We start from the raw sequence: 26,207 nt of genomic DNA, 5'->3' as shown, positions 1-26,207 counted from the left end.
TTAGCTTAAAAGTTTATTTACTTTATCGTAAACTAAATGTGGTTCCCAACCACGATATAATAGGTAGTCTACAAGTTTCTTCTTTTTTTTAATTGTATTAACTTCGCGAATTAAATCGGCTCTTTTTTCAGCTAAATCATTAAGCGTTTTTATATACTCTTCTTCAGATATCTCCTTATGAGCTTGCTCTATATTAAATTTAGAAATTTCTTTTTTCTTTAATTCAAGTGTTAAACGACGGCGACCCCATTTTTTAATATTAAACTTTCCTCTTACATACATTTTAGCAAAACGCTCTTCATTAAGGTAATTGTGTTCCAAAAGATGTACTATAATAACATCTACCGCTTCTGGTATCATACTCATCCTTTTTAACTTTTGCCTTACTTCTTGATGACAACGCTCTTGGTAAGCGCAATAATGCTCCATTTTTTTTATAGCTTGATCTACAGTATAGGTTTTATTATTTTGATACATACTTCAAAAATAAGCTATTAATTTAAAGGGAAAACCTTATTTCTTTTAAGGGTTTTTAGTATCATTTTCTTCACTATTATATATAATTTAGGCTATCTAGTGTAGATAGCACAAATATTTAATCTATAAATCATTCAACTCCTCCCGATTTATTAGACTCTAAAATGCCCCTTAATTATGAAACAAATAAAATCACTTTTAATTGCATTATTCTTTTCTTTTGGATTTGTGTATGGACAAACAACTCTTGCTGCAGGTGATATAGCTATTACAGGTGTGAACTCAGACAATCCAGATCAATTTACTTTTGTTTTATTAACAGATGTATTAAATACTACTCAAATTAAATTTACAGATAATGGGTGGCAAACTTCTGGAAGTTTCAGAACTGGTGAAGGTATAATAATATGGACTGCAACTTCAGACTTAACTTGTGGTACAGAAATTACTATAACAGATAATAGTCCATATTCTGCTTCAATAGGTACAGTTACAGATAGTAACCTCTTTTCTTTTGATCTTAATGGTGATCAAATATTAGCATATCAAGGATTAGAAACTTCACCAACATTTCTTTATGCTATATTTTTTGGTGGTACTAATGGTTGGACTAATGCAACTACACCTCTAACTTCTGCTGTACCAAATGGCTTAACAGACACAATTAATGCATTATATATAGGTGATTTTGAAAATGGAAACTATAATTGTTCTACTGTAATTGATACTCCTTTAATACTTGCTGCAGTTTCTAATGCTACAAATTGGACCGTAAATAATACAAGAATAACCAATTTAGGAGGCTGTTCATATAATTGCCTTTTATGTCCATCTACTGTTACTTGGAATGGCACTTGGACACCTTCTATCCCAGATACTAATTCTGAGGTTATTATTGATGCAGACTATGATACTGCAACTATTGGATTAGGTAGTTTTAGTTCTTGTAGTTTAACTGTTAATTCTGGTTTTACTTTAACGATTAACAACAACCATACTATTGAAGTTGAAAATGATGTCACAAATAATGGTACTATAGCAATTGAAACTAACGGCTCATTTGTACAAAATAACGACAATGGAATTTTCACAAACCTTTCTGGAGCCTCATCTACGGTAACAAAAATAACAGCTCCTGCTGAAGATTGGCTAGAGTATACGTTTTGGAGTTCTCCTGTAGTTGGTGAAACTGCCGGAAATGCTTTATCTCCAGCTGCTGCTAGTAGACGTTTTAGCTTTCAAGCCGAAAATTTTAGAGATAGTGCTGCCGAAATAAATAATGATAATATACTCGTTAATGGTTTTTACGATGACGAGGATGATAATGGAAATGTTTGGTCATTAACAGGAAGTAGTGATGTTTTGCTACCAGGAATAGGTTATGCTGCGACCTTATCTTTTACTTCGTTTACTGGACCAGGAAGTCAAATTGCACATACCTTTTCTGGGGAGTTTAATAATGGTATAATACCTGTAACTATATATAGAAATGATACAGAAGCTAATGATAAGAATTGGAATTTTATTGGTAATCCTTACCCTTCAGCAATATCTGTAGCCGATTTTCTTTCTGAGAATGCATATAATGCCACAACTAATCCTACAGGAACTATTGAAGGTATTCTATATTTATGGTCTCATCAAAATGCACCAGCAAGTAACAACAATGGTAATTCCCAAAATAACTTTAGTCAATCGGACTATGCCATGGTAAATGGTACAGGTGGTACCGCTGGTGGCGATAATAATGGAGATGGAATAGTGAATGCTTTAGACGAGCCTAATCCATATATTCCTTCTGGTCAAGGTTTTTTTGTCGAATACCATAACATGGGAAGTAGTACAGGATCTTCAACTAATGGTGATGGCGATACAATTACAGAAGGTATAGTTACTTTTAACAACTCTATGAGAAGTACAGGCAATAATAATCAGTTTTTTAGAACCTCTAACTCAACTAATGAAACTAATAAATTGTGGATTTATTTAAGTTCTGATACGGGAGTATCTAGTCAAATTTTAGTGGGGTATCTAGATGGGGCCACTAATCTTAATGACGGTGCTTTTTATGATGCAACTAGGAATAAATCTATAGGTAATAACACGTTCTTATTCTCTACTATAGAAAACAGCGATTATAATTATGCGATTCAAGGTAAAGCTCCTGAGAGTTTAACTCTTAACGAAGTTATTCCCTTAGGCCTATACACAACTATAACTAATCCAGTAATTTATAGTATATCAATTTCTCATTTTGAAGGTGATTTTTTTAATAGTAATACTATTTACTTAAGAGATAATTACAATAATGTAATACATAACTTAAGTGACTCTAACTATAATTTTACTTCTAATAGTGGTGACTTTAGAGATCGTTTTGAAATCGTTTTTAATGCTAATAGCTTAAATGTAGATGGTTTTGAAATATCTGCAAATAATGTCTCAATTATAGAACTTCAAAACAATAATGTTAAGTTTACCGTTACAAATTCGGAAACAATACAAAATGTAAAAATATTTGACATATTAGGCCGGGAATTATATCAATTTAAAGGAAACTCAAGTAAAGAAACTTATAATTTATCTGGCATAAAATCGACACCGTATATTGCTCAAATTCTATTATCAAATGGAAATATAATTGTTAAAAAAGTTATAAAAAGATAGGGAATTATATTAATCGTAAAAATACAATACAACTCAATTATACTTCTTTTATCGATATATAATGTATTACATCGAAAATCAAGACGCGTTACGTCGAAAAAATAATACTTTAATCGATTATTACTCTATCTTTAAGGCGTTGATTAATAGCAAAAATCATTCCCTTATGATTTATAAAAAATATTTACTATTTTTAATAGTACTCTTGTGTGCGTGCCTAAAAAGTAATGCACAACTATCTGCCGGTGATATTGCCATAGTACAATATAATGCTGATGGTACAGATGATTTTTCATTTGTAGCTTTAACAGATATAGCCGTAGGAGAAGTTATTCACTTTACAGATAATGAAGAAGACACTCTTACTGGAGGCGAAGGTACCATATCTTGGACTTCACCTACAGGTGGTATCTCATGTGGTACAATTATTACAATAACCACTACACCAAGTGCTAGCGCTGGAAATGTTACAGAAACAAACGATTTAAACTTTAATGGTGATGGCGATTCCCTTTTAGCTTATCAAGGTACTACCGCCACACCTACATATCTAGCTGCTTTAGATAATGATGGTGCTGCCCCAGATACTTGGGGAAGTGCTGCCGCAGGTAATTTACCAGCAGGTTTAACAGATGGCTTAAATGCCGTTTCTTTATCTGAAATAGATAACACTGCTTACACTGGAACTTTTTCAGGAACAACCGCTGCCATTTTAGCATCAATAAATAACTCTGGGAATTGGACAGGTAGTAATACCGTAAACCAAACAGTTGGTGGTCCTTTTACAATATCAGATTGTGGTGGCTGCACACCTACTCACACTATTACAGGTTTTTCTCCTATATCTGGCCCAGGTTTAACTCAAGTTACAATAACAGGTTCTGGTTTTACTGCAACTAGTACAGTTGATTTTAACGGAACAGCAGGAACTGTTACTTTCGTTGACAGTACAACTCTTATAGCTGAAGTTCCAGTTGGAGCTTCAACTGGAACCATAACTGTTACCGAATCTGCATGTGGATTAGATTCCGCAACAAGTTTTCTTTTTCTTGATGATGATTGTGGATCTGGAGGTATTTCAGCCAGTTTTACAGATTTACTTATTTCAGGTGTTTATGATGATCAAACAGATTCATGTCATTATATAGAACTCTTAAACCCTACAGCAACAGATATTGATTTATCCACATATACTTTAGGTATCGATAATAATTTTACTTTAGGCTCTGCAGTTCCCACTACTGGGTTTAATTTAAGCATGGCATTAACAGGAACTATAAGTGCTGGTAGCACTACTATGATTATATTAAGTTCTGGTGCTTCATGCTCTAGTTGCGCTACAATCACACCAGATTTGTCTTTTTCTGGCGGCGGTCTAAATGATGAAGATCGTGTTGTTTTAGTTAATGGTTCTACAGCTCATGATGTTTGGCAAAATCATACTACTCCAGGTGTAGGTTTTAATCTTGGTTATGTTTTTACAAGAGCAAATACGGCAACAGCTCCATCTACAACTTTTGCTTTAGCAGATTGGAGTTTTGATGGTGATGAAGATTGTTTTGGTTTTGCAATTACCAGTACTCCATCTCCAACAATAGACACACAACCTCTAGATGTTGATAATTGCAATTCTTTTTCTACAAGTATTTCTGCTACAGCAGGAAATGCTGGCGCTTTATCTTACCAATGGAAATATAATGATGGCACTTCTACTGGATGGTTAGACGTAACAGCTGCTGCATTTAGTCCAAGCATAGTAGTTGGTGAAACTACCACCAGCTTATCAATTGATGGCTATAATTTAGATGGTTATCAGTTTTACTGTGAAGTCACCGAGACAGGACTATGCGCAATAGCATCAAACGCTGCGCAAGTAACTATGCAAAATACAGTTTGGAATGGTACTACATGGTCTAATGGCGCTCCAAATTTAACAACTTTAGCTGAAATTGATGGGGATTATAATACTTCTACAAATGGTGATTTTAGCGCTTGTAGTTTAATAATTAACAGCTCTTATACTGTAACAGTAACAAATAACAACTTTATAGAAGTTGAGAACAACGTAACTAATAGTGGTACTTTAACTGTGGAAACCAGTGGAGCATTTGTTCAAAATAATGATAGTGCAACTTTTACAAATAGCACTGGAGCTTCGTCTACAGTTACAAAAATAACAGCTCCTGCTCAAGATTGGTTAGAGTATACCTTTTGGAGCTCTCCTGTTATTGGTGAAACTGTTGGAGGTGCTTTATCTCCAGCAGCTGCCAGTAGACGTTTTAGATTTCAAGCTGAAAACTTTAGAGATAGTGCTGCTGAAATGAATAATGACAATGTACTTGTTAATGGAGTATATGATGACGAAGATGACAATGGTAACGATTGGTTATGGCTTGCTGGTAGTGAGATATTACAACCAGGAATAGGCTATGCTGCCACCTTATCAATTACTTCATTTGCTGGATCTGGTGTTACACATACGTTTTCTGGAGCGTTTAATAATGGTGTTACTCCAGTAACAATTTATAGAAACGATACAGAAACTAACGATAAAAACTGGAATTTTATAGGCAACCCTTATCCTTCTGCAATATCTGTAGCAGATTTTCTTTCTGAAAACTCATACGACGCCTCAACGAATCCCACAGGTACTCTTGAGGGTGCTTTATATTTATGGTCTCATCAAAACGCACCAGCCGATAATAATAATGGAAACTCTCAAAACAACTTTAGTCAATCTGATTATGCTATGGTAAATGGAACTGGCGGTACTGCTGGTGGCGATAATAATGGAGATGGTATAGTAGATGCTTTAGACGAACCTAATCCATATATTCCATCTGGCCAAGGCTTTTTTGCTGAATATCATAATATGGGGAGTAGCACAGGCTCTTCAACTAATGGTGATGGTGATACAATTTCCGAAGGCACAGTTACTTTTAATAACTCTATGAGAACTACAGGTAATAACAATCAGTTTTTTAGAACCTCTAATCAAACAAATGAAGCAAATAAATTGTGGTTGTATTTAAGTTCTGATACGGGAGTTTCTAGTCAAATTTTAGTTGGCTATTTAGATGGTGCTACTAACCTATACGATGGTGCTTTTTATGATGCTACAAGAAATAGATCTGTAGGGAATAAGACATTTTTATACTCAATTATAGAAAACAATACTCTAAATTATGCTATTCAAGGTAAAGCCATTGAAAGTTTAACACTTGACGAAGTTATTCCATTAGGACTATATACAACAATAACGAATCCTGTAATTTATACTATTTCTATTTCGCATTTTGAAGGTGAGTTTTTTAATACTAATACGATCTATCTAAAAGACAATTATAATAACGTAGTTCATGATTTAAGTAATTCTAATTATGATTTCGCCTCAAATGATGGAGAATTTAGAGATCGTTTTGAGATCGTTTTTAAGAACAATAATTTAAGTATTGATGGTTATGATATATCTGTAAATGACATCTCAATTATAGAGCTTCAAAACGATAATGTTAAATTTACCGTTCCTAATTCTGTAACTATACAAAAGGTTAAAATATTTGATATTTTAGGTCGTGAACTTTATCAATTATACGGAAGTGCAAGCACTGAAATTTATAACCTACCTAATTTGAGTTCTGCCACTTACATTGCTCAAATTTCTTTGTCAAATGGAAAAATAATCACTAAAAAAATGGTTAAAAAGTAAATTATAAGTATAAATAATTTACTTATTTATTATTTTATAAATCGAACTTTAGTGAGGTTACTAAATTTCTTCCTGGAGCAGCTATTCCAGATGAATATGTTTTATAACGTTGATCTGTTATATTCTCTAAAGCCACCGTTAATGTTGCTATTGAATTTAATTGATATTGAGCTCTAAAATTTAAAGTATACCAAGAAGGCGAGTACGGGTTTCCATTCTCATCTAAAGCATAAATATAATCTTTTGCTACTTCTGAAGGTGCTAAATTATAAAAAGACAGCTCTCCATTATAATCAATAAAAGCATCTGCTTTAAGTTTCTCTTTTTTCCAAATAAGGTGAGTGTTTCCAAAATTTGGAGCTACGTGCCTAACGGGAACTTCAACACCTTCGGTTTCATCTATTCCTCCAATAATATTATATTGTGAGGTTAAAGATAAGGCTTCAGATATATTAAGTTTGGCGCCAACTTCAAAACCATATATCCAAGATTTAGAAGCATTTTGTATAGATTGGACATCGCTTAATTCTCCATTATAAATAATTTGAGTTTCTCCATTTAAATCATCATTTCTTCTTACTAGAGCATTATCTAAATACGTATAATAAACACCAGTATCTAAAATGAGTAGATCATCAAAATTAAGTTTTAATCCCAACTCACCGCCATAAGCGTATTCAGGTTTTAAGTTATTATTTGGAACTACAACAGATCCTGGTTCTGAGTCAAAAACCTTACCTATATCATCTATATTTGGAGCTCTAAATGCCGAAGAAAAATTAAGTTTCCATTGAAGCGTTCTATTTGGCATCCAGCTAATTCCCGCTGTACCAGTTAATGCCTCCGAATCATTTTTAGAAGTATCAAAAGGTAAATTTAAAAAAGTATTATTTTCAGTAAAGTCTGCTTTAGAAATAACTTTATTATAGCGTAAACCACTTTGAAAAACGAACTTAGCGTTTGGTTTATACTTTAAACTTAAATAAATAGCTGCAGATTGCCAAGTTGCTCCATCTGGGTATCTAGAAACCGCATCATTTATTTGATTAGTTTCAATATTTTCTTCAATAGCTTCAGAATTAACTTTATTATATACATATTCTAATCCATAGAATAATTTTGTCTTTTTAGTCATAGATTTCTCTAAATCTAAATTAAAAGATAGTGCATCTACACGTTCTTCTTTCTTATTCCTTATTGTACTTTTAAAATCTCTATCTATGCGACTCTCCTGAAAGTTTTGATATGCAGCTGTTGCTTGAATTTTATCATATAAATTTGATCTACTACTTAATTTAGTCACATTTAAATTACTCATAAACCAACGTTGGGGTCCATAAAACCATTCGGCAGATCTTAAATCATTACCTCTATATCTAATTAACCTATCATATCTTGGATTATTAGACGTGGCTGTATAAAATAGTCCTAAATCAAAACTTAAATTATCTTTGGGCTCATAACGCACTTTCTGCATCATATTGATTTGATTGTATCCTGTAAATTTTTGTATTAAAGGATTGTTATTAGAAACAATAACATCTTCTTCATTATTAGTTACCACGAATTCAGGACGCAAATAATCTTCTGGCCCGTGCTTACCCATTCTTAAATCACTAAAATCTGTATAACTAGCGTTGGTGATAAACGCCCATTTTTTAAAACCATAGTTAAAACCAATATGGGCAGTTTTTTCTTTACTAGCCGTAGCGTATCTTAATACGGCCTGCGTTTTATAATAACTAGAATCACTATAAGATAATTGTGGTTTTTGAGTATAAAAACTCATAACTCCACCAATGGCATCACTTCCATAAATTACAGATCCTGCTCCTAATGAAACTTCTGTGTTTTGAATAGAAAAAGGGTCTATAGATATAACGTTTTGTAAATTTCCTCCTCTAAAAATAGCATTATTCATTCGCACGCCATCTACAGTAATAAGTAGTCTGTTAGTTGAAAAACCTCTTATCATTGGACTTCCGCCTCCTAGTTGACTTTTTTGAATATATACTTGCCCTGTGCTTTCTAAAAGATCTGCACTGGTTTGTGGATTCGAAAAAGCAATAGATGCAGCATTAACGCTTGATATTTTTTTAGGAATATCTCTCTTATTTTGTTCAAATTTAGATGCAGAAATAACAATTTCTTCTAAGCCTTGAGCGTTGGCTATTAAGTATACTGTGAAATTTTTTATTTTAGTTTTTTCAATTAAAAAAGGAGTATATGAAATATGCTTTATATACAATAATTCGTTATCATTAAAGATATCTAAATTAGTACTTCCCTTGAAGTTTGTTATAACACTTTTAGATTGATCTTCATTATAAATAGCCGCTCCAACTACTGGCTCTAATGTCTTTTTATTTAATACTTCAATGTTTTGCGCTTGCAAAATAGTAGTAATAAAAAAAGATAGCAGTAAAGTATATACTAATTTTTTATTTTTAATTAAAGACCTCATTAAATATTTGTAACGATTTTGGTTTTTTAAAACTGCCCAAATGTAATTCAAAATACAGTAAAATCATTCCTAAAAAGGATTGTCTTTGTTTCGAATTTATTTTCACTACTTCTAAACCATCAAATGTTGTGCCCAATAATTGTTTTAATAATGTTAAATTTTCACTAGAAATACAATACTTACTATTACTGTCATATTGGAATTCTCCATCTTGCAAGTTAAAAAAAGGAGCCTCAATTTGCATAGTATCTGGATAAAAACCTAAATATTTAGATAAATTTAAAAGAAAAAGAAGATGAAAATTAGAAAAATGCTCATTAGCATCTAACCATTGCAGTGTCGTTTCTAAATAATTATAAAGTGAGTCATTCTGCTCTTCTTCTTGTAATGCATTTGATAAAACTTCGGCTACAAATAAAACTATAGCGCTTTTTAAAACATTTGTATGTAAACTAGAATATAGATGATTGACCTTTACTTCTTTTACATATTGCAAACCTCTAGATTCTTTATAATCTGTAACAAGTTGTAATTGAGTAAGTAACTGATAGTATGCAATCTTAGAACCTTTTTTTGATTTTAAAACTCCTTTTAGAAGGTAACTTACTATACCTTTTTTTTGAGTATAACATTTTATAATAAGATCATGGTCTTTGTATTTAATTTTAGAAAGAACAATGGCGTTTGTAGCTAAAATCATTATCGCACAATCATTACTTTTAAAACTTTAGTTTCTATAGAATCTAAATCTGTAAGCATAATTAAATATACTCCAGAAGCCACAGTAACATTGGCTAAATTTTTACCATTCCACAATGCAGTTCCACCATCTACCTCTAAATTATAGCCTTTAAATTTTGCATTGGTCCTAGATTCTGCCTCTGTAACTAAATTACCTTCAATATCAGTAATTTTAATATTTACATTATCTGTTAGACCTTTTATCTTTATTTTATCATTATTAACATTAAAAGTTGGACGTACTGGATTTGGAAAAACATAAGCGTTTGCCAATGTCTCTTCTGGCTTTGAGGTTTCAGACTTAAATGCTACTAGGCCTTTTTCTGTAGCAAAATATACAATACCATTAACATCATCTATAGCAATATCCAATATGTCATTAGATGGCAAAGGTGAATTATCTTTAGTGAAATGAAAAATAGTTTCTTGTCCATCTGAAGACAAATAGTATGCTCCTGTATCTAAAGTCCCAATCCATTTATTATTAGACCCATCAACTTCAATATCTGTAATATATTGTTGAAAGAGAAGTTCTCTAGGCGTACCATCATCTAACACTACAATATTAGACGCTTGAAAACCAGGATTATCAAAAAACTCTGTCGTATTATATATAACTCTTAAACCACGATCTGTTCCTAACCAAATATTATTTTGTTGATCTGTTTCAACTGTCCATGCTTTTTCTGAAGGCATACCAAATTCGATATCTCTAATAAATTTATATTCTCCATTATTCTTATTATAGCCAACAATCCCATAATTTAGTGTAGAGAAAAATATCTTATCGTCACCTACAAATGTAATATCAGAAAACCCTAAATTACTTCCCGCAGGATTGATTATACTTTCTAAATTAAAATCTTGCCATTGTCCATCTCTAAATCTATTTAAAGCATTGTTTGTTCTTCCATTTAATACCCAATATACACCTTGATCATCAAAAGCACTAGCAAAAACAAAATAACTAGTTCCATTATAAGGTACTATAGTACTATTATCTTGAAAATAATGAGTATCAACTAATCCATCCTTAATAACAATAACTCCATAAACAGAAGAGCTTATAAAAACTTCATTGGAGTTAAAAGGATTAATTGCTATATAAGATAAAGCCCAAGGAAATGGTACTAACTCTAAGAAATCATCATAAGGAATATTATCCCAAGTCCCATCAATAAAATGACTAAGTCCAGATTTCCTTACAACTTCTCCTGTTGCATATGGGTTGAAAGTTACTGAGTGACCTCCATGAGTTCCCCATATTTGACCTCCTTGTGTATTAACTTGAAAAAATCTATTTAATAATGGACTTTCTGGATGCACCTCTTCAAAAATAGCAGTGTCTGTAGTAGTAGTCTTTAAAATTCCATAACCTTCTCTTCCGAAAGTGTTATTATATATACCTCTAGTTCCTACATATATTTCATTATTTGAATTAAAAATCGCTGCTGTAAAAATTGTATCATACTCTTCATTTGTAGCTACAAATGCAATAACATCTAAATTTTCAGGATTATATATGTAGACTTCTTTCTGTGTCGCAATTATTAAATTATTATTACTTCTCCTAGTATCTTCAATATTATTACTATATACAGCTACTTGAGAAACCACGTCATTAGTAATACTATAAAGTCGATTATTAGTTCTTGTAGCATATAGTTTATCTTCAATACTAACAATTCCTAACCAATTTCCAGTAATAATTTGTTGCCATTGTGTAAAATCTATTAAATTAGGATTAGATACTAACGCTTTTTTTATACCAACTGCCGTGGCTGCATAAATAAACTCTCCAAAAACAGTAGTCTGATTTATTTTTATTTGTGAACCTCCATTTCCAATAAAATAAGTATCTCCAAACTCTAAATTATTATAATCATATAGTGAAATACCATAATCTGTAGAGATGTAGGCAAATCCATTATAAATCATAAAATGGTTAATTCTTTTCTCGTTTGGAGGAATTGTAGGTTTGTCAAGGATATCTACAACAGATAAAAAATCTCTACTAGACTCATTATAAACTTGCATAAAACCATTTTCAAAACCTATTAACAATAATCCATTGTCTTCTATATACTCAATACTCGAGATTGTTTCGCCAGACAAACCATTTATAGTAGATAATTTATCTATTTCATTGGTTTGTGTATCGTATATAAAAATTGCATTTTCTGCAGCTCCAAAAACTTTATCTTCGCCTTGAGAAACATCTTTTATATCCAAATATGAAAAATGCCCAGTCCATGATTCTGAAAAATCTTGAGAAAAGATTAGTTTTGGAATTATAAATAATACTATTAGTAAATATTTAATTCTTTTAGTCATAATTTAACTTTATAAAGATACAACGCGATTTCAAGCAAAAATATATACAAAACCTAAAAAAGCTTCCTATTAATAGGAAGCTTTTTTAATATAATGAAGTATTTATTATACAACACCTTGCGATAACATGGCATCTGCTACTTTTACAAACCCAGCTACATTGGCGCCTTTAACATAATCTATACTACCATCTTCTTGTTTACCATATTTTACACAAGACTCATGAATATCATTCATTATCTGGTTCAATTTAGCATCAACTTCTTCTCTAGTCCAATTATAACGTAATGAATTTTGACTCATTTCTAAACCTGAAGTTGCAACTCCACCCGCATTAGATGCTTTTCCTGGAGCAAACAACACATTCGCTTTTTGTAAAACTTCAATAGCTTCAGGAGTTGTTGGCATATTAGCGCCTTCTGCAACAGCCATAACATTGTTATTTACTAATGCTTCAGCTTCTTCTTTATTTAATTCATTTTGAGTAGCACAAGGTAATGCAATATCGCAATCTGTACCCCATGGTCTTTCTCCTTTATAAAAAGTAGCAGAAGAATATTTATCTGCATACTCATTTATTCTTCCTCTTTTTACATTTTTAAGTTCCATAACAAATGCTAACTTTTCAGCATCTATACCATCCTTATCGTATATATATCCTGAAGAATCAGACATAGTAACAACTTTACCACCTAACTCTGTAGCTTTCTCACAAGCATATTGCGCTACATTTCCAGATCCAGAAATAACTACTGTTTTACCCTCAAAAGAATCATTTTTAGTTGCTAACATATTCTTAGCAAAGTATACACAACCATATCCTGTTGCTTCAGGTCTAATTAAAGAACCTCCATAAGACATTCCCTTTCCTGTTAAAACACCAGTAAACTCGTTACGCAATCTTTTATATTGCCCAAACATATATCCTATCTCACGTCCACCAACACCAATATCTCCAGCTGGAACATCTGTATTTGCGCCTATATGACGAAATAATTCAGACATGAACGATTGGCAAAAACGCATTACTTCATTGTCGCTTTTTCCTTTTGGGTTGAAATCACTTCCTCCTTTTCCACCACCCATTGGTAATGTTGTCAATGAGTTTTTAAATACTTGTTCAAAACCTAAAAATTTAAGAATACTTAAATTTACAGATGGATGAAAACGCAAACCTCCTTTATATGGCCCAATAGCAGAATTAAACTCTACTCTAAAAGCTCTATTTACTTGAGTGTTTCCTTTATCATCAATCCAAGGTACTCTAAATATAATTGTGCGTTCTGGTTCTACCATACGCTCAAGTAACATTTTATTTTGGTATTGTGGGTTTTCTTCAATAAAAGGTATTACTGTTTCTGCAACCTCATGTACTGCCTGTAAAAATTCTGGCTCATTGCCATTTTTCTCTTTTACTAGGTCTAAAAATGCTTCAATTTTATTTTTCATGTATTTAAAATTATGACATTGTTATTTTTTAGTTTTTAACGACTACAAATATAAGATATCTTTAAAAATTATAGTTGTTTATTTTAAAATTCGCAAAATATTATTTTCTAATGAATGAAATTTAATTCATGCGTTTTATCTGTAATATTTGTTAGTTTATCGGATTTTTTTATATTTGTTGTCTTGTAATGCCTCTTAACCTGAACACAAATATGCTTAAAATTAAACATTTAGTACCGTTACTATTTATTTTACTAGCTTCAAAGGCATCAGTAGCACAATTAGGTTTCTCTCATGAGATAGGCATTATAGCTGGCCCGACTGCATTTAAATCTGATTTTGGAGAACGCTTAGATTTAGAAACTAATGCAGGAAATAGTGGTATAGGTATTGGTCTAGTACATTATATAAATTTTGCATATCGAGCAGATTGTAATTGCTATACTACAGACAATTTTTTTAATGATCACTTTAAGTTAAGAACAGAAATCTCATGGAATAGAGCTAAATTAGAACATATAGGCGAATGGGTAGATGCTTCAAGAACATCTATTGACGCAGATAGACTTAGAGCTCATAATGGTGTATCTAATAATTTAGATATTGGTATGCAATTAGAATATTTCCCATTAAGTATTCGTTCTTTTCAGGCTTATGCATATAAGCTTGCCCCTTTTGTTAGTTTTGGAGCACATTATGTCTCTTACAATCCTCAAGTATCGACTTCTTTCGGTACTGGAGATAGCACAAATTTAAATAATTTTTATGCGCCATGGTCTGCAGGTAATCTACCAGAACCCATAGATGTTAATTCTGGTACAACTTGGTCTATTGTTAGTAGTATTGGTGTAAGGTATAAAATATCTCCAGTAGCAGATTTGATGTTAGATCTTCGTGGTCAATATTATTTTAGTGATTGGATAGATGGTTTAAATCATAAATTAGAAAGTAATAAACATAACGACTGGTTAGTATGGCTAAACTTTGGCTATATATACTACTTAGACTAGATTAAAAAGGTATCTAAAACTTTTGGTTTACCCTAAAGCTTGTTTTAAATCATTTATTAAATCTTCTATATCTTCTATACCAACACTTAATCTAATTAAAGAATCTACAACTCCTGTTTTCTCTCGTTCCTTTTTTGGTATACTTGCATGTGTCATACTTGCTGGATGCCCAGAAAGCGACTCAACACCACCAAGGGATTCAGCTAATGTAAAAAGCTTCATTCTCTCTACCACTTTTATTGCTTCTTCATAATTATTTCCTTTAGTAGTGAAAGAAATCATGCCTCCAAAATCTTTCATTTGCGATTTGGCAATATCATGATTTGGGTGGGCTTCAAAACCAGGCCAGTACACATTTTCTACTTTTGGGTGAGAAGCTAAGTATTTGGCTACCGCTTTTCCATTTTCACAATGACGCTGCATTCTTACATGTAATGTCTTTATTCCTCGAAGCGCTAAAAAAGAATCTTGTGGTCCACAAACTGCTCCACTTGCATTTTGAATAAAATACAACCTATCTGCTAAGTCTTTATCTTTTACAATTAAAGCTCCCATAACCAAATCGCTATGTCCTCCAATGTATTTAGTTGCAGAATGCATAACAATGTCTGCTCCTAAATCTAATGGCTGTTGTAAATATGGCGTTGCAAATGTATTATCTACTGCCAATATAATATCATGCTTTTTTGCAATTGTAGCTGTCTTTTTAATATCAATAATATTCATCATTGGGTTAGTTGGTGTTTCTACCCAAATTAATTTTGTATTATCATTTATATAACTTTCAACATTAGTAGCATTTTGCATACCTATAAAATGAAATTTAATACCAAAACCTTCAAAAATTCTAGTAAATAATCTATAAGTTCCACCATAAAGGTCACTAGTTGATATAACTTCATCTCCAGACTTTAAAAGTTTCATAATTGCATCGATAGCAGCTAAACCAGAACCAAAAGCTAAACCATAATTACCATTTTCTATGCTTGCAAATGCATTTTCTAAAGCTTGTCGAGTAGGATTATGTGTTCTAGAATATTCGAATCCTTTATGTCCACCGGGCGTACTTTGCGCATAAGTAGATGTCTGATATATAGGAGGCATAACTGCTCCATAAGCTAGATCATGCTTTTGCTTACCATGTATTGTTTTTGTATTAAATTTCATGTGTGTGTGTTTATAATTTACTACTATTAATAGTACTCATTATTAATTATAATTTAAACAAAATCTATTCCTCAATAATTTCTTATTTTGATTACAACAAAAATATCTTTTAATTCGTTGTATTCAAATTGTATTAATACCTTTAGCTTATGTTTAATAGCCCTACTTTCAAATTGTTTAAAATTTCTTGTTTTACTATTATTAGTATGCTCTGCTTTTCATGTAAAGATGAAGTTACTCTTAATTTTTCTGAAACAAGTATAATAAGTGAAGATGAAACAATAATAGAAATTAATATTCCTAAAGCTGAAGGTAAAACTGATGCTGCAAAACAAATTAATACAACGCTTACTAATTTTGTAAATACAGCCTTAAATGTAGATGCAATTAATGGAAATAAAATTAGCACAAGAGAAAGTATCACTAATTTTAAAAAATCTTATAGTAATTTCAAAAAACAAATTGGTAAAACATTATACACAGAGATACCAGCATGGGAAGTACTTATTGACGGTGAAGTTATATTTAAAAGTAAAACGATAACCTCAATTGCAATGAATTCAAGTATTAATACTGGTGGTGCTCATAGTAATTTAGTTTTCAAATTTTTTAATTTTGATATCCAAACTGGTAAACAACTGAAAACAAGCGATCTAATTAATGACGTCCCAGCATTTACAGCATTAGCAAAAAAATATTATAATAAGGAACTACTATCTGCCAATGAAGATCGTATTGCCGCTTTTAAAACGGATACTTTTAAATTACCAAAACATCTTGGGTTTAGTGATGATGGTGTCATTGTTTTTTATGATACTTTCAATACTGCAAGCAATAATATAATAGAATTTACTATTCCATATGTTAAAGCAAACGAATTTCTAAACTTTTAAAGCTCGTAATAAAGCTAAAATATAACCTGCGTGTAAACCTTCGTGAAATAATGCAAATTGTATTGCTTGTGAAACATTTGTAAGCGTATTACCTGTGGTTGATAAGGTATATTCTGAAAATGAACTAAAAGTTTTAGACCCAAAATCTGCTTTAGTATGTTCAATTGTAGAAAATGCTAATACCTTAAGCTCATCAACATCTTCTTGTGTTGCTTCACCATCTGGAACCGTTCCTTTTTTATATTTTTCTATTAACTCATCACTAACATTCGGTTTTAACCCTGATAGTTTATATACTAAAATCTGCTCTGTAACAATACTATGTCCAATGTTCCAGATAATATTATTATTAAATCCATTAGGTATCGCATTCAATTGGGCAAGAGATAACTCCTCTAAATAGGCTTTAAAAAAACCTCTCGTTTTAGCAAATACATCAAAAGTAAAATCCATAATCTAAAATTTTGATAAATATAGCAGAATCTATTCGAAATAAATTTACTTTGTATTTTAAAAAATTAAGTTTTTCAATCTCATTGAGAAACAAATCAAAATGCTATGGATAATAAAGTTTATTACTTAAAGTCATGCAGCACATGCATTAGAATTTTAAAAGATATTGAATGGCCTTCAGACTATATGCTTCAAAACATTAAAACAGAACCTATTACTGAAGCGCAAATAGACGCAATGAAAGATCTTGCTGGTAGTTATGAGTCTCTTTTTAGTAAAAGAGCGACATTATACAAACAAAGAGATTTAAAAAACAAAACGCTTACAGAAAACGATTATAGAAGCCTCATTTTAGAACATTATACTTTTTTAAGTCGCCCAGTTTTTATTTTAAATAATAACATCTTTATAGGTAATTCTAAAAATAATGTTGAAGCTGTAAAAATAGCTTTACATGAAAACTAGATATTGGGCTTTAATTGCTGCCTTTGCAGTACAACTTCTCTATGGTTTAAATTACACTTTTGTTAAAGATGTTTTAGCAGGTGGTTATATGCAATCTAATGCTTTTGTTCTTGTTAGAGTTGGAGGTGCTACTGCTTTATTTTGGTTATTTAGTTTTTTAGGACCTAAAGAAAAAATTGATAAAAAAGATTATTTTACTTTCTTTTTAGGCGCTGTATTTGGTGTTGCAATAAACATGTTACTATTTATTAAAGGTTTAGAATTTACAACTCCAATTCATGCTTCTGTAATAGTTACTATTACTCCTATTATCGTATTAATACTATCTGCTATTTATTTAAAAGAAAAGGTGACATCTTTAAAAATTCTTGGTGTTCTTCTCGCTTTTGCAGGAGCCATTGTGCTTACTATTTATGGTAAATCGCTTAGAGCTGCAGACAATGTTTTTTTAGGAAACGCTCTCATTTTAGTAAACGCTATTTCTTATAGTATTTATATTATAATAATTAAAAAATTAACCGAAAAATATCACCCTTTTACCTTTATAAGGTGGTTATTTTTATTTGGTTTAATTTTAGTTGCTCCTTTTGGTTATAACGAATTAGTGTCTACTAATTTAAATAACTTTACACCCTATATTTATTTCGCAGTCGCTTTTGTTGTTGTTGGAGCTACTTTTGGAACTTATATTCTAAACCCATTAGCCTTAAGACATTTAAAAGCATCTACAGTAACTATATTTATATATATACAACCTATAATCGCAGGTATTTTTGCTATTATAATGGGAAGTGATGGTATAACACCAGTAAAAATAATTGCTTCAACGCTAATTTTTATAGGTGTGTACTTAGTGACAAAAAAACCTAAAGTAGCAATTAAAGAAAACTAAAGGTTTATGTTTTTGGGTATGCGCCCATTCGCTCTAGTATCTTCTTTAGTAAGAGTTTTATAGTTTTCAGATTTTGGAAATTGATCTGCGATATCTAATAAAACCTTTGGCAAACTAGTCATTTTCCTAGCAGACAAGTCTATCCAAGCTCCAAGCATTTCACAAAAAGCTATATTTTCACCTTTATGATTATAAAAATTATGATCAAATTTAAAAAACGTACCATCATCACTTAAACCCGAAACTTCTAAAGACACTGTAATTGGTTGCCCCATAAAAGCTTCTTTAAAATAGTGCATATGTTCATAAAAAACTACTGGTCCAATATTATGAATTGCTAATTCTTTCATAGTAAAACCTTGTTCTATTAAAAACCCCATTCGCGTATGGCTCATAAAATTAGTATAGGCAGAATTAGCCAAATGTCTATTCGCATCTACATCACTCCAACGAATTTCGAACTGTTTTTTATACATTTTCCTTGTTTTTTTAGAATGCAAATTTAGTGTTTTCTATGGATTCTCTTTTGCTTACCTTTGTGCAACTTTATAATTTTTTTTATGATACATTCAATGACAGGTTATGGTAAATCTGTATTACAGTTACCAACAAAAAAAATCACAATTGAGCTTAAATCACTAAACAGTAAAAACTTAGATTTGAATGCTAGGATGCCATCTATATATAGAGAGAAAGAACTCTATTTACGAAAATTAATGGCTAAAGAATTGAATAGAGGCAAAGTAGATTTTTCAATTTATGTAGAAACTACAGCTGAAGATACCTCAACAAAGATTAATACTCCTGTTGTTAAACAATACATAGAGCAACTTAAAAATGTTATTAATACTGGTGAGGAAACAGAATACTTAAAAATGGCTGTTCGTTTTCCTGATGCTTTAAATACTGAACGAGAAGAGATTGATGAAAGTGAATGGAAACAAATTGAAGCTGAAATAAAACAAGCTATAAAACTAATTAATAATTATCGCTTAGATGAAGGGAAAGTTTTAGAACAAGATTTTAAAAAACGTGTAGCGACCATAAATGAATTATTAGAAAAAGTAATTATAATGGACCCAGAGCGTGTTGAAGGTGTTCGGGAACGTTTAAAGAAAGGTGTAGAAGAACTTCGTGAAAAATATGACGAGAATCGTTTTGAACAAGAATTAGTCTATTATATTGAGAAATTTGATATCACTGAAGAAAAAGTACGTCTAAAAAACCATTTAGAGTATTTTATTAGCGCTCTTGATTCTAAAGACTCTAACGGAAAAAAATTAGGCTTCATTGGTCAAGAAATGGGACGTGAAATAAATACTATTGGTTCTAAAAGTAATTATGCTCCTATGCAGCAATTAGTGGTTCAAATGAAAGATGAGCTAGAAAAAATTAAAGAACAATTATTAAATGTTTTATAGACTAATAATTAGCATTTAATAATATCTGGTCTAATACGCTTGAGACCTTTTTTATAACCTAAAGAATTATCGAATTGAATAAAGACATTACAAAAAAAGGAAAACTTATAGTATTCTCTGCGCCATCTGGTTCAGGAAAAACGACCTTAGTACGTCATCTTTTAAAACAAGAAGAATTAAATTTAGCCTTTTCTATTTCGGCAACATCTAGAGAAAAACGTGGACAAGAAGTACATGCTAAAGATTACTATTTTTTATCATTAAAAGATTTCAAACAGCATATTAAGGATGATGATTTTTTAGAATGGGAAGAAGTTTATAGAGATAATTTCTATGGCACATTAAAAGCAGAAGTAGAACGCTTATGGGCACTTGGAAAAAATGTTATTTTCGATATAGATGTCTCTGGCGGATTACGTATAAAACGAAAATTCCCTGAACAAACACTTGCTGTTTTTGTAAAACCTCCAGATTTAAACGAATTAATAAGAAGATTAAAAGATAGAGGAGAAGAAAGTGAGGATAAAATTAGCATGAGAGTAGCTAAAGCTCCTGCCGAATTAGCAACAGCTCCGCTTTTTGATGTTATTATTGAAAATGATAATTTAGAAAAAGCTTTAAAAGAAGCAGAAACTATTGTTGGTGGTTTTTTAAACGAATAAGTATTAAGCATAATGAATATTGGTCTTTATTTTGGTTCTTTTAACCCAATACATGTTGGGCATTTAATTATCGCCAATCAACTGGTTGAAAACAGCGACCTAGACCAAATCTGGTTTGTTGTAACACCTCATAATCCTTTTAAGAAAAAAAGTACTTTACTTGACAACTTTCAACGTTTAGAAATGGTCTATCGTGCCACTAAAGATTATACTAAGTTAAAAGAAAGTGATATTGAATTTAACTTACCACAACCTAATTATACAATTAATACATTAACCTATCTCCAAGAAAAACATCCAGACTATCAATTCTCTTTAATTATGGGAGAAGACAATCTAAAAAGTTTTCATAAGTGGAAGAATTATGAACTCATATTAGACAACCATAATATATATGTATACCCACGAATTTCTAAAGGCTCAATAGACACTCGATTTACTGATCACAATAAAATTCATAAGATAGAAGCTCCTATTATGGAAATTTCATCGACATTAATACGTAATGCGATTAAAAAAGGTAAAAATGTAAAGCCTTTATTACCTGAACATGTCTGGGACTATTTAGATGAAATGAATTTTTACAAATAGAAATAAGTTTTTTTATTTCGTTTTTGGTTCTGAAACGACTTTTTTTAGAACTAAAAAACCTTCTTCTCCTTCATTTACGGTTTTTACCGTAACATAAAACACTAAAAAACGGTACTTTTCGACGAACTGCACAAAAATGACAAAAATACTTTTGCCAGACATCCAACATTACTATAGCTTTGATATTATCCAGTAGATAATTGTAGGTTTTATTTACAGGGTTAGGTTAATAGCGGAAAAAAAGCCAACTCTCTCAAGTTGGCTTTTTTTATTATAAAAAATCTAATTTATCTACTATAATACATTAAACTCCTTTTATCATTAATATGAGATAATATGGAATGATTATTTATCTAAAATCACTAAAACTCTCATTTTTAACAAAGCGTTCCAACACCATTCATAGTTATTTACGGTTTTTCCCGTAACGTTAAATGTTAAAAAATACTACTTTTCGATAAACTACACGAAAATGGTAAAAATACTTTTGTGAGATAACTAGCATTACTATAGCTTTGGTAGTATCCAGTAGATAATTGTAGGTTTTATTTACGGGGTTAGGTTAATAGCGGAAAAAAAGCCAACTCTCTCAAGTTGGCTTTTTTTATTATAATAACATCACTTTATACTTCTAAAACTTAACCTGAAATAGTTTTAATATCACCCATTTAAATGTGGTAAGTATTTATCTAAAACGTTAGAAAACCTTATTTTTTCAAATTAACCAAACTTCTTTTTTATAATTTACGGTTTTTCCCGTAACCGAAAATGTTAAAAAATAGCACTTTTCGATGAACTACACGAAAACAGCAAAAATACTTTTGTAGGCAACAATTCATTATTATAGCTTTGATAAAAAACAGATGTAATGAACTCGGTAAGCCCTACAAATCTTTTTCTTATATCGCTAATACTTTTTGGATATATTTCTTTAAGTATTTGGTTAGTTAATAAGAATGAGATTAAAAATAAGAATAAGTTATTATGGACACTTTTAATTATTTGTGTTCCTTTTTTGGGTTCAACTATATATTTTGTAAAGAATTTAATGAGTGGAGACACACAACAAGTTCTCTACAGCAAATAAATTAAATTATTTTATATCCCTTGAATTATTTTAGTTAAACCAAAAACGCCAACCTCAAAAGGTTGGCGTTTTTCTTATGTATCTCTTTTATTAGTTAATCTAATGCTGGAATACGTAAAACTTGTCCAGGATAAATTTTATCTGGGTGTTCTAACATAGGCTTATTTGCTTCAAAAATCTCAGGATACTTCATCGCATTTCCATAAAACTTCTTAGCAATCTTACCTAAAGTATCTCCGCTAACTACAGTGTGAAATTGTGCTACAGGCTCAACATGCTCTACAGTCATTTGGTCATCTACAGTAGCGATTCCATCACTATTACCAACAACTAATATTACTTTTTCTCTAGTCGCTTGGTTATAAGCCATACCAGAAATTGTAGCTGCATCATCATCGATAAGTACATTTAAACCTTCTACTTGTAAGTCTAAATCTCTTATTGTTTCTTCTAGTTTTCTAGCAGCTAATGCTTCCATTTTAAGTTCTGCAGCAGCAGCTTCAGCAGCTTCTTCTGCATCTGTTTTTCCAATACCGAAAACTTTAGCTCCCGCGTTTTTAATAAATGAAAATAATCCCATAATTTGTTTTTTGTTTTAAGTGTTATTAATTACTATTTGTAAAGTTGAAGAAATTCTTCTTCAATTCCAATTAATATAAACAATTAATATGCCATAAATAAGTAAAAACAACTTTAAAATAAAGTAAAACCGATTAAAGAAAATTCTTTAATCGGTTTTAAAATTAACTAACTACATTTTATTCTATCCGCGTGTGTTTTCACGGTTATTTTCTTTCTTAGGTGTGCGTTGTTTACGTTTCTTTTGACCCGACGTTTTTGTTTTATCTACAGTTGTTCCTTCTTTTAAGTATTGAATATAACCTCTTCCTCTAAATTCATATACTGTTCCAGAATCTGCATGAAATAACTCTACAGTTTCATCATTAATAACACTCAATTCAAAAAATTCATTATCAAAAAAGTCATAATCTAAAGTCAATGTTTTTAAATACATATCTCCACTAACATTTCCTACACCATAGTCTCCTGTAAAATCCCATATTAAATTATCTGGATTAGTACCAGCTAAATCTTGAGAACTTCTAAATGTACTGTCATTCCCACCAGATAAAAACTGCAAAAAGTTTTCGTTATCAAATTCATTTAATGCACCAAAGTCACTAGTATAAGTTTTCTCCCACGCTTCATATTCTTGCATGAAATAATGAATGTTATCATAAAACACAAAATCGTAATCAAAGTTTGAACGTTGGTAACCATTAAGGAAATATGATGTATCATTAAATGGGTTATATAATTCTATAGTATTATTGTCTATTTGATATACGTCGAAACTTTCATAACCATCAATATCATGATCTACATCTAAAATCATATTATTTGTATTATAATAACCAACCGGAATTCCGTATCCATTACCTTGGCTACCAATACCAACTAAGTTGTTATTAGCATATAAAGTCCCATTTCTAAATGATACGGTAAAAGCAATTTGCAAAAATGGTGTTTCTCCTGTGCCCAAAGTTTCGTTAATATCTACATACCATAACTCGTAAGAGTTAAGTAGTTGATTTAAAGTTATTCCTGGTGTTGGACCATTATTGTAATCGTCAACAACTACTTCTGTAACACAAGAAGTAAATAATGTTGCTATTAAAGCAAATCCTGTAAGTAATTTTAATGTCTTCATAATCTGTCGTTTTAAGGATTGATATTATCATCATTTCAAAAGGCATGCCAAAATACTCAAAAGACTTATTATCAGCGTTTTAATAAGTATCATTAATTGTGTACTTTTGAATATAGAATTGAAAATGATTTATGAATAAAGAATTGAAATACGCAGTATTTGGATCTGGTAGTTGGGCTACAGCTATTGTAAAAATGTTATGTGAAAATCAAGAAAAAGTAGGTTGGTATATGCGAAGTATTTATACTAAAGAACACCTATTAAAAGAAAAACATAACCCAAGCTACTTAAGTTCTGTTGAGTTTCACTTAGAGCAATTAAAAATAACTAATGATATTAATGAAATGGCAGCATATGCAGATGTGCTTATTTTTGTTATTCCTTCTGCATTTATTCATGGAGAGTTAGAAAAGCTTAAAGTTAATATCACTAATAAAACCATTGTATCTGCTGTTAAAGGTATTATTCCTGAAACCGGGTTACTTCTAGGAGAACATTTTCATGACCATTATAATATTCCTTTCGAGAACATTGGTGTTATTGCTGGACCTTGTCACGCTGAAGAAGTTGCACTAGAACGTTTATCATACCTAACCATCTCTTGTGCAAATTCTAGTAAAGCTCAAGCCATAGCAGACGCTTTATCTAGCAGATATATTAAAACAAAAATTAGTGATGACGTCATTGGAACGGAATACGCAGTAATGCTTAAAAACATATATGCTATAGCTGCAGGAATTGCACATGGTTTAGGTTATGGTGACAATTTTCAAAGTGTTTTAATGAGTAATGCTATTAGAGAAATGAAACGTTTTATTAAAAAGATGCATAAAATGAAACGTAATATTAACAACTCTGCATACCTAGGTGATTTATTAGTTACTGGCTATTCTGTTTTTTCAAGAAATCGCATGTTTGGAAACATGATTGGTAAAGGCTACACAGTAAAAAGTGCCCAAATGGAAATGAGTATGGTCGCAGAAGGTTATTATGCTACAAAAAGTGCTTATTTACTTAATGAAACAAATAAAAAGAAAACACAATTGCCTATTATAAAAGCTGTTTACGCCATTTTGTATGAAGGCAAAGACGCAAAAAAAGTGTTTAAAAAACTAACAGATAAGTTGGATTAGCCTATTCCTCTACAAAAAGGAATCCAATTATTGTAACCACGATTTTTATGGCGTTACCACAAGGGTCGGGCTTTCACTACTCGCTCTCTGCGAGGAGCTCAAACAAACCGTTTAATCCCTAACGCAATAACCAGCTGTTTCAATATTTACACAAAATAATTACTGGCTATTAAGAGATTCCTGCCTTCGCAAAAATTGGTTATACCAGTTCTTAAATGAATTTACTGAAAAGGAAAACGATGGATTTTGAAATTATGCAAGAAAGAAAAATTAAACATAGCCTTAGTTACGTTTCTTTTTTATTTTGATGTAGAATTTCAAAAGGCGCGTTTTAATACGGTAAATTCATTTGGGAAATGGTATTATTTCACCAAAACACCTCTTGCTTCCATTAAAGGAATAGCCTGCAAGGCTTTTAAGTTAATAGTGTTTTTTCTAAAAGTATAGGTTTTATCAAACATTTGGTTGCCTTCAAAAAAGGTCACTTTAAATTGATTGTTTAATGCAAATAAATCCTCTTGCATTAATTCTATTTTAGCATAACTCTTCTTAGGCAAAAGATCTAGTTTTTTTCTAAAAATAGATGTCATTTTTTCTTCAGAATAACCACTAGTTACTATGAGTACCATTTCTAAATCTACTGCTTTTTCATTAATAATATAAGCGTTCCAATCGTGCGTTTTATAAATCTCGTTATACTCGTTTACAACAGCGATATAAATACCTTCTACTTCAGGAATTACAATGTCTTTTTTCATTGAAAATTTTTATTTTTCATTTCCATGAAAATGGAAATCTTTGCAAAAATAAGAAGAACTTTAGTTAAATTCAATGAATGATAATGTAACATTACGTATACTTTTATTACATATATTAGCATA

22 protein-coding genes are annotated in these 26,207 nt (G+C 31.0%); 11 read left to right on the top strand and 11 right to left on the bottom strand.

Going from position 1 to position 26,207, the window contains the following annotated elements; all coding sequences use genetic code 11:
* Window positions 1-477, bottom strand: a complete 477-nt coding sequence (locus Q0997_RS03425) for a regulatory protein RecX (RefSeq protein ID WP_299884510.1) — start codon at window positions 475-477, stop codon at window positions 1-3.
* Between the two features lie 177 nt (window positions 478-654).
* On the opposite strand from Q0997_RS03425, the gene Q0997_RS03420 reads away from it, so the two are divergent.
* Together Q0997_RS03420 and Q0997_RS03415 are read left to right on the top strand one after the other, a co-directional pair.
* Window positions 655-3,144 carry a T9SS type A sorting domain-containing protein gene (locus tag Q0997_RS03420; RefSeq protein ID WP_299884507.1) on the top strand — a complete coding sequence of 830 codons (2,490 nt, stop codon included), beginning with the start codon at window positions 655-657 and terminating at the stop codon, window positions 3,142-3,144.
* Window positions 3,145-3,310: 166 nt separating this feature from the next.
* Window positions 3,311-6,853 (top strand): T9SS type A sorting domain-containing protein, encoded by a 3,543-nt coding sequence (locus tag Q0997_RS03415; RefSeq protein ID WP_299884505.1) that lies wholly within the window; start codon window positions 3,311-3,313, stop codon window positions 6,851-6,853.
* A gap of 34 nt (window positions 6,854-6,887) precedes the next feature.
* Here Q0997_RS03415 and Q0997_RS03410 read toward each other — a convergent pair whose 3' ends face one another.
* The 4 genes from Q0997_RS03410 to gdhA all read right to left on the bottom strand — a co-directional run bounded on the left by Q0997_RS03410 (window position 6,888) and on the right by gdhA (window position 13,841).
* A complete protein-coding gene (locus Q0997_RS03410; RefSeq protein ID WP_299884502.1) occupies window positions 6,888-9,317 on the bottom strand; it encodes a TonB-dependent receptor in 2,430 nt (809 codons plus the stop codon).
* Window positions 9,301-10,017, bottom strand: coding sequence for a DNA repair protein RecO (gene recO / locus Q0997_RS03405; RefSeq protein ID WP_299884499.1), 717 nt, complete (start codon window positions 10,015-10,017; stop codon window positions 9,301-9,303). Before recO ends, Q0997_RS03410 begins: the two co-directional genes overlap by 17 nt.
* Complete coding sequence (locus Q0997_RS03400; protein ID WP_299884496.1) at window positions 10,017-12,392, bottom strand: ABC transporter substrate-binding protein; 2,376 nt, start codon at window positions 12,390-12,392, stop codon at window positions 10,017-10,019. The genes recO and Q0997_RS03400 overlap by 1 nt, the downstream gene beginning before the upstream one ends.
* A 105-nt stretch (window positions 12,393-12,497) precedes the next feature.
* Window positions 12,498-13,841, bottom strand: a complete 1,344-nt coding sequence (gene gdhA, locus Q0997_RS03395) for an NADP-specific glutamate dehydrogenase (protein ID WP_299884493.1) — start codon at window positions 13,839-13,841, stop codon at window positions 12,498-12,500.
* Window positions 13,842-14,053: 212 nt separating this feature from the next.
* On the opposite strand from gdhA, the gene Q0997_RS03390 reads away from it, so the two are divergent.
* The gene (locus tag Q0997_RS03390; protein ID WP_299884490.1) at window positions 14,054-14,851 is read left to right on the top strand and encodes a glutamate dehydrogenase; all 798 of its coding nucleotides are present in this window, start codon (window positions 14,054-14,056) and stop codon (window positions 14,849-14,851) included.
* A gap of 27 nt (window positions 14,852-14,878) precedes the next feature.
* Here Q0997_RS03390 and Q0997_RS03385 read toward each other — a convergent pair whose 3' ends face one another.
* Entirely contained in the window at window positions 14,879-16,045 is a 1,167-nt protein-coding gene (locus Q0997_RS03385; RefSeq protein WP_299885507.1) for a cystathionine gamma-synthase, read from the bottom strand.
* A 179-nt stretch (window positions 16,046-16,224) separates the two neighbouring features.
* Here Q0997_RS03385 and Q0997_RS03380 point away from each other — a divergent pair, with 179 nt between their 5' ends.
* A complete protein-coding gene (locus tag Q0997_RS03380) occupies window positions 16,225-16,911 on the top strand; it encodes a DUF4163 domain-containing protein (protein WP_299884487.1) in 687 nt (228 codons plus the stop codon).
* On the opposite strand, the gene Q0997_RS03375 is transcribed toward Q0997_RS03380, so the two are convergent.
* On the bottom strand, window positions 16,900-17,364 hold the full coding sequence (locus Q0997_RS03375) for a DinB family protein (RefSeq protein ID WP_299884484.1): 465 nt from the start codon (window positions 17,362-17,364) through the stop codon (window positions 16,900-16,902). The two genes, Q0997_RS03380 and Q0997_RS03375, sit on opposite strands and share 12 nt — an antisense overlap.
* Before the next feature lie 105 nt (window positions 17,365-17,469).
* On the opposite strand from Q0997_RS03375, the gene Q0997_RS03370 reads away from it, so the two are divergent.
* Window positions 17,470-17,829 (top strand): arsenate reductase family protein, encoded by a 360-nt coding sequence (locus tag Q0997_RS03370; RefSeq protein ID WP_299884481.1) that lies wholly within the window; start codon window positions 17,470-17,472, stop codon window positions 17,827-17,829.
* Window positions 17,819-18,721, top strand: a complete 903-nt coding sequence (locus Q0997_RS03365; RefSeq protein WP_299884478.1) for a DMT family transporter — start codon at window positions 17,819-17,821, stop codon at window positions 18,719-18,721. The genes Q0997_RS03370 and Q0997_RS03365 overlap by 11 nt, the downstream gene beginning before the upstream one ends.
* On the opposite strand, the gene Q0997_RS03360 is transcribed toward Q0997_RS03365, so the two are convergent.
* On the bottom strand, window positions 18,718-19,221 hold the full coding sequence (locus Q0997_RS03360; RefSeq protein ID WP_299884475.1) for a thioesterase family protein: 504 nt from the start codon (window positions 19,219-19,221) through the stop codon (window positions 18,718-18,720). The two genes, Q0997_RS03365 and Q0997_RS03360, sit on opposite strands and share 4 nt — an antisense overlap.
* 60 nt (window positions 19,222-19,281) lie before the next feature.
* Between Q0997_RS03360 and Q0997_RS03355 the strand changes: the two genes are divergently transcribed.
* The 4 genes from Q0997_RS03355 (at window position 19,282) to Q0997_RS20480 (ending at window position 22,482) form a co-directional block, all read left to right on the top strand.
* Window positions 19,282-20,142 (top strand): YicC/YloC family endoribonuclease, encoded by an 861-nt coding sequence (locus tag Q0997_RS03355; protein WP_299884472.1) that lies wholly within the window; start codon window positions 19,282-19,284, stop codon window positions 20,140-20,142.
* A 74-nt stretch (window positions 20,143-20,216) separates the two neighbouring features.
* Window positions 20,217-20,804 carry a guanylate kinase gene (gene gmk / locus Q0997_RS03350; protein ID WP_299884469.1) on the top strand — a complete coding sequence of 196 codons (588 nt, stop codon included), beginning with the start codon at window positions 20,217-20,219 and terminating at the stop codon, window positions 20,802-20,804.
* 12 nt (window positions 20,805-20,816) lie between these two features.
* Window positions 20,817-21,395 (top strand): nicotinate (nicotinamide) nucleotide adenylyltransferase, encoded by a 579-nt coding sequence (gene nadD, locus Q0997_RS03345; RefSeq protein WP_299884466.1) that lies wholly within the window; start codon window positions 20,817-20,819, stop codon window positions 21,393-21,395.
* Between the two features lie 868 nt (window positions 21,396-22,263).
* On the top strand, window positions 22,264-22,482 hold the full coding sequence (locus tag Q0997_RS20480; protein WP_367180192.1) for a PLDc N-terminal domain-containing protein: 219 nt from the start codon (window positions 22,264-22,266) through the stop codon (window positions 22,480-22,482).
* A gap of 94 nt (window positions 22,483-22,576) precedes the next feature.
* Here the strand turns inward: Q0997_RS20480 and lysM are convergent, their stop codons facing one another.
* Window positions 22,577-23,062: a peptidoglycan-binding protein LysM gene (lysM, locus tag Q0997_RS03340; RefSeq protein WP_299884463.1), complete on the bottom strand. Its 486-nt coding sequence runs from the start codon at window positions 23,060-23,062 to the stop codon at window positions 22,577-22,579.
* A gap of 183 nt (window positions 23,063-23,245) precedes the next feature.
* Window positions 23,246-24,193 carry a nicotinic acid mononucleotide adenyltransferase gene (locus Q0997_RS03335; protein ID WP_299884461.1) on the bottom strand — a complete coding sequence of 316 codons (948 nt, stop codon included), beginning with the start codon at window positions 24,191-24,193 and terminating at the stop codon, window positions 23,246-23,248.
* Window positions 24,194-24,324: 131 nt separating this feature from the next.
* Here Q0997_RS03335 and Q0997_RS03330 point away from each other — a divergent pair, with 131 nt between their 5' ends.
* On the top strand, window positions 24,325-25,326 hold the full coding sequence (locus tag Q0997_RS03330) for an NAD(P)H-dependent glycerol-3-phosphate dehydrogenase (RefSeq protein ID WP_299884458.1): 1,002 nt from the start codon (window positions 24,325-24,327) through the stop codon (window positions 25,324-25,326).
* A 362-nt stretch (window positions 25,327-25,688) separates the two neighbouring features.
* Here Q0997_RS03330 and Q0997_RS03325 read toward each other — a convergent pair whose 3' ends face one another.
* Entirely contained in the window at window positions 25,689-26,084 is a 396-nt protein-coding gene (locus tag Q0997_RS03325; RefSeq protein WP_299884455.1) for a hypothetical protein, read from the bottom strand.
* Window positions 26,085-26,207: the final 123 nt, after the last annotated feature.

This window comes from uncultured Lacinutrix sp. (assembly GCF_947500325.1).
Taxonomy (GTDB): Bacteria; Bacteroidota; Bacteroidia; order Flavobacteriales; family Flavobacteriaceae; genus Lacinutrix.
This window is presented reverse-complemented; position numbering and strand designations above follow the sequence as displayed.

What these genes read in the sequence shown, in the direction of transcription:
- Q0997_RS03425 (WP_299884510.1), bottom strand. Translation starts at nt 477, where the DNA reads ATGTATCAAAATAATAAAACCTATACTGTAGATCAAGCTATAAAAAAA.
- Q0997_RS03420 (WP_299884507.1), top strand. Translation starts at nt 655, where the DNA reads ATGAAACAAATAAAATCACTTTTAATTGCATTATTCTTTTCTTTTGGA.
- Q0997_RS03415 (WP_299884505.1), top strand. Translation starts at nt 3,311, where the DNA reads ATGATTTATAAAAAATATTTACTATTTTTAATAGTACTCTTGTGTGCG.
- Q0997_RS03410 (WP_299884502.1), bottom strand. Translation starts at nt 9,317, where the DNA reads ATGAGGTCTTTAATTAAAAATAAAAAATTAGTATATACTTTACTGCTA.
- recO (WP_299884499.1), bottom strand. Translation starts at nt 10,017, where the DNA reads ATGATTTTAGCTACAAACGCCATTGTTCTTTCTAAAATTAAATACAAA.
- Q0997_RS03400 (WP_299884496.1), bottom strand. Translation starts at nt 12,392, where the DNA reads ATGACTAAAAGAATTAAATATTTACTAATAGTATTATTTATAATTCCA.
- gdhA (WP_299884493.1), bottom strand. Translation starts at nt 13,841, where the DNA reads ATGAAAAATAAAATTGAAGCATTTTTAGACCTAGTAAAAGAGAAAAAT.
- Q0997_RS03390 (WP_299884490.1), top strand. Translation starts at nt 14,054, where the DNA reads ATGCTTAAAATTAAACATTTAGTACCGTTACTATTTATTTTACTAGCT.
- Q0997_RS03380 (WP_299884487.1), top strand. Translation starts at nt 16,225, where the DNA reads ATGCTCTGCTTTTCATGTAAAGATGAAGTTACTCTTAATTTTTCTGAA.
- Q0997_RS03375 (WP_299884484.1), bottom strand. Translation starts at nt 17,364, where the DNA reads ATGGATTTTACTTTTGATGTATTTGCTAAAACGAGAGGTTTTTTTAAA.
- Q0997_RS03370 (WP_299884481.1), top strand. Translation starts at nt 17,470, where the DNA reads ATGGATAATAAAGTTTATTACTTAAAGTCATGCAGCACATGCATTAGA.
- Q0997_RS03365 (WP_299884478.1), top strand. Translation starts at nt 17,819, where the DNA reads ATGAAAACTAGATATTGGGCTTTAATTGCTGCCTTTGCAGTACAACTT.
- Q0997_RS03355 (WP_299884472.1), top strand. Translation starts at nt 19,282, where the DNA reads ATGATACATTCAATGACAGGTTATGGTAAATCTGTATTACAGTTACCA.
- nadD (WP_299884466.1), top strand. Translation starts at nt 20,817, where the DNA reads ATGAATATTGGTCTTTATTTTGGTTCTTTTAACCCAATACATGTTGGG.
- Q0997_RS20480 (WP_367180192.1), top strand. Translation starts at nt 22,264, where the DNA reads ATGAACTCGGTAAGCCCTACAAATCTTTTTCTTATATCGCTAATACTT.
- lysM (WP_299884463.1), bottom strand. Translation starts at nt 23,062, where the DNA reads ATGGGATTATTTTCATTTATTAAAAACGCGGGAGCTAAAGTTTTCGGT.
- Q0997_RS03335 (WP_299884461.1), bottom strand. Translation starts at nt 24,193, where the DNA reads ATGAAGACATTAAAATTACTTACAGGATTTGCTTTAATAGCAACATTA.
- Q0997_RS03330 (WP_299884458.1), top strand. Translation starts at nt 24,325, where the DNA reads ATGAATAAAGAATTGAAATACGCAGTATTTGGATCTGGTAGTTGGGCT.
- Q0997_RS03325 (WP_299884455.1), bottom strand. Translation starts at nt 26,084, where the DNA reads ATGAAAAAAGACATTGTAATTCCTGAAGTAGAAGGTATTTATATCGCT.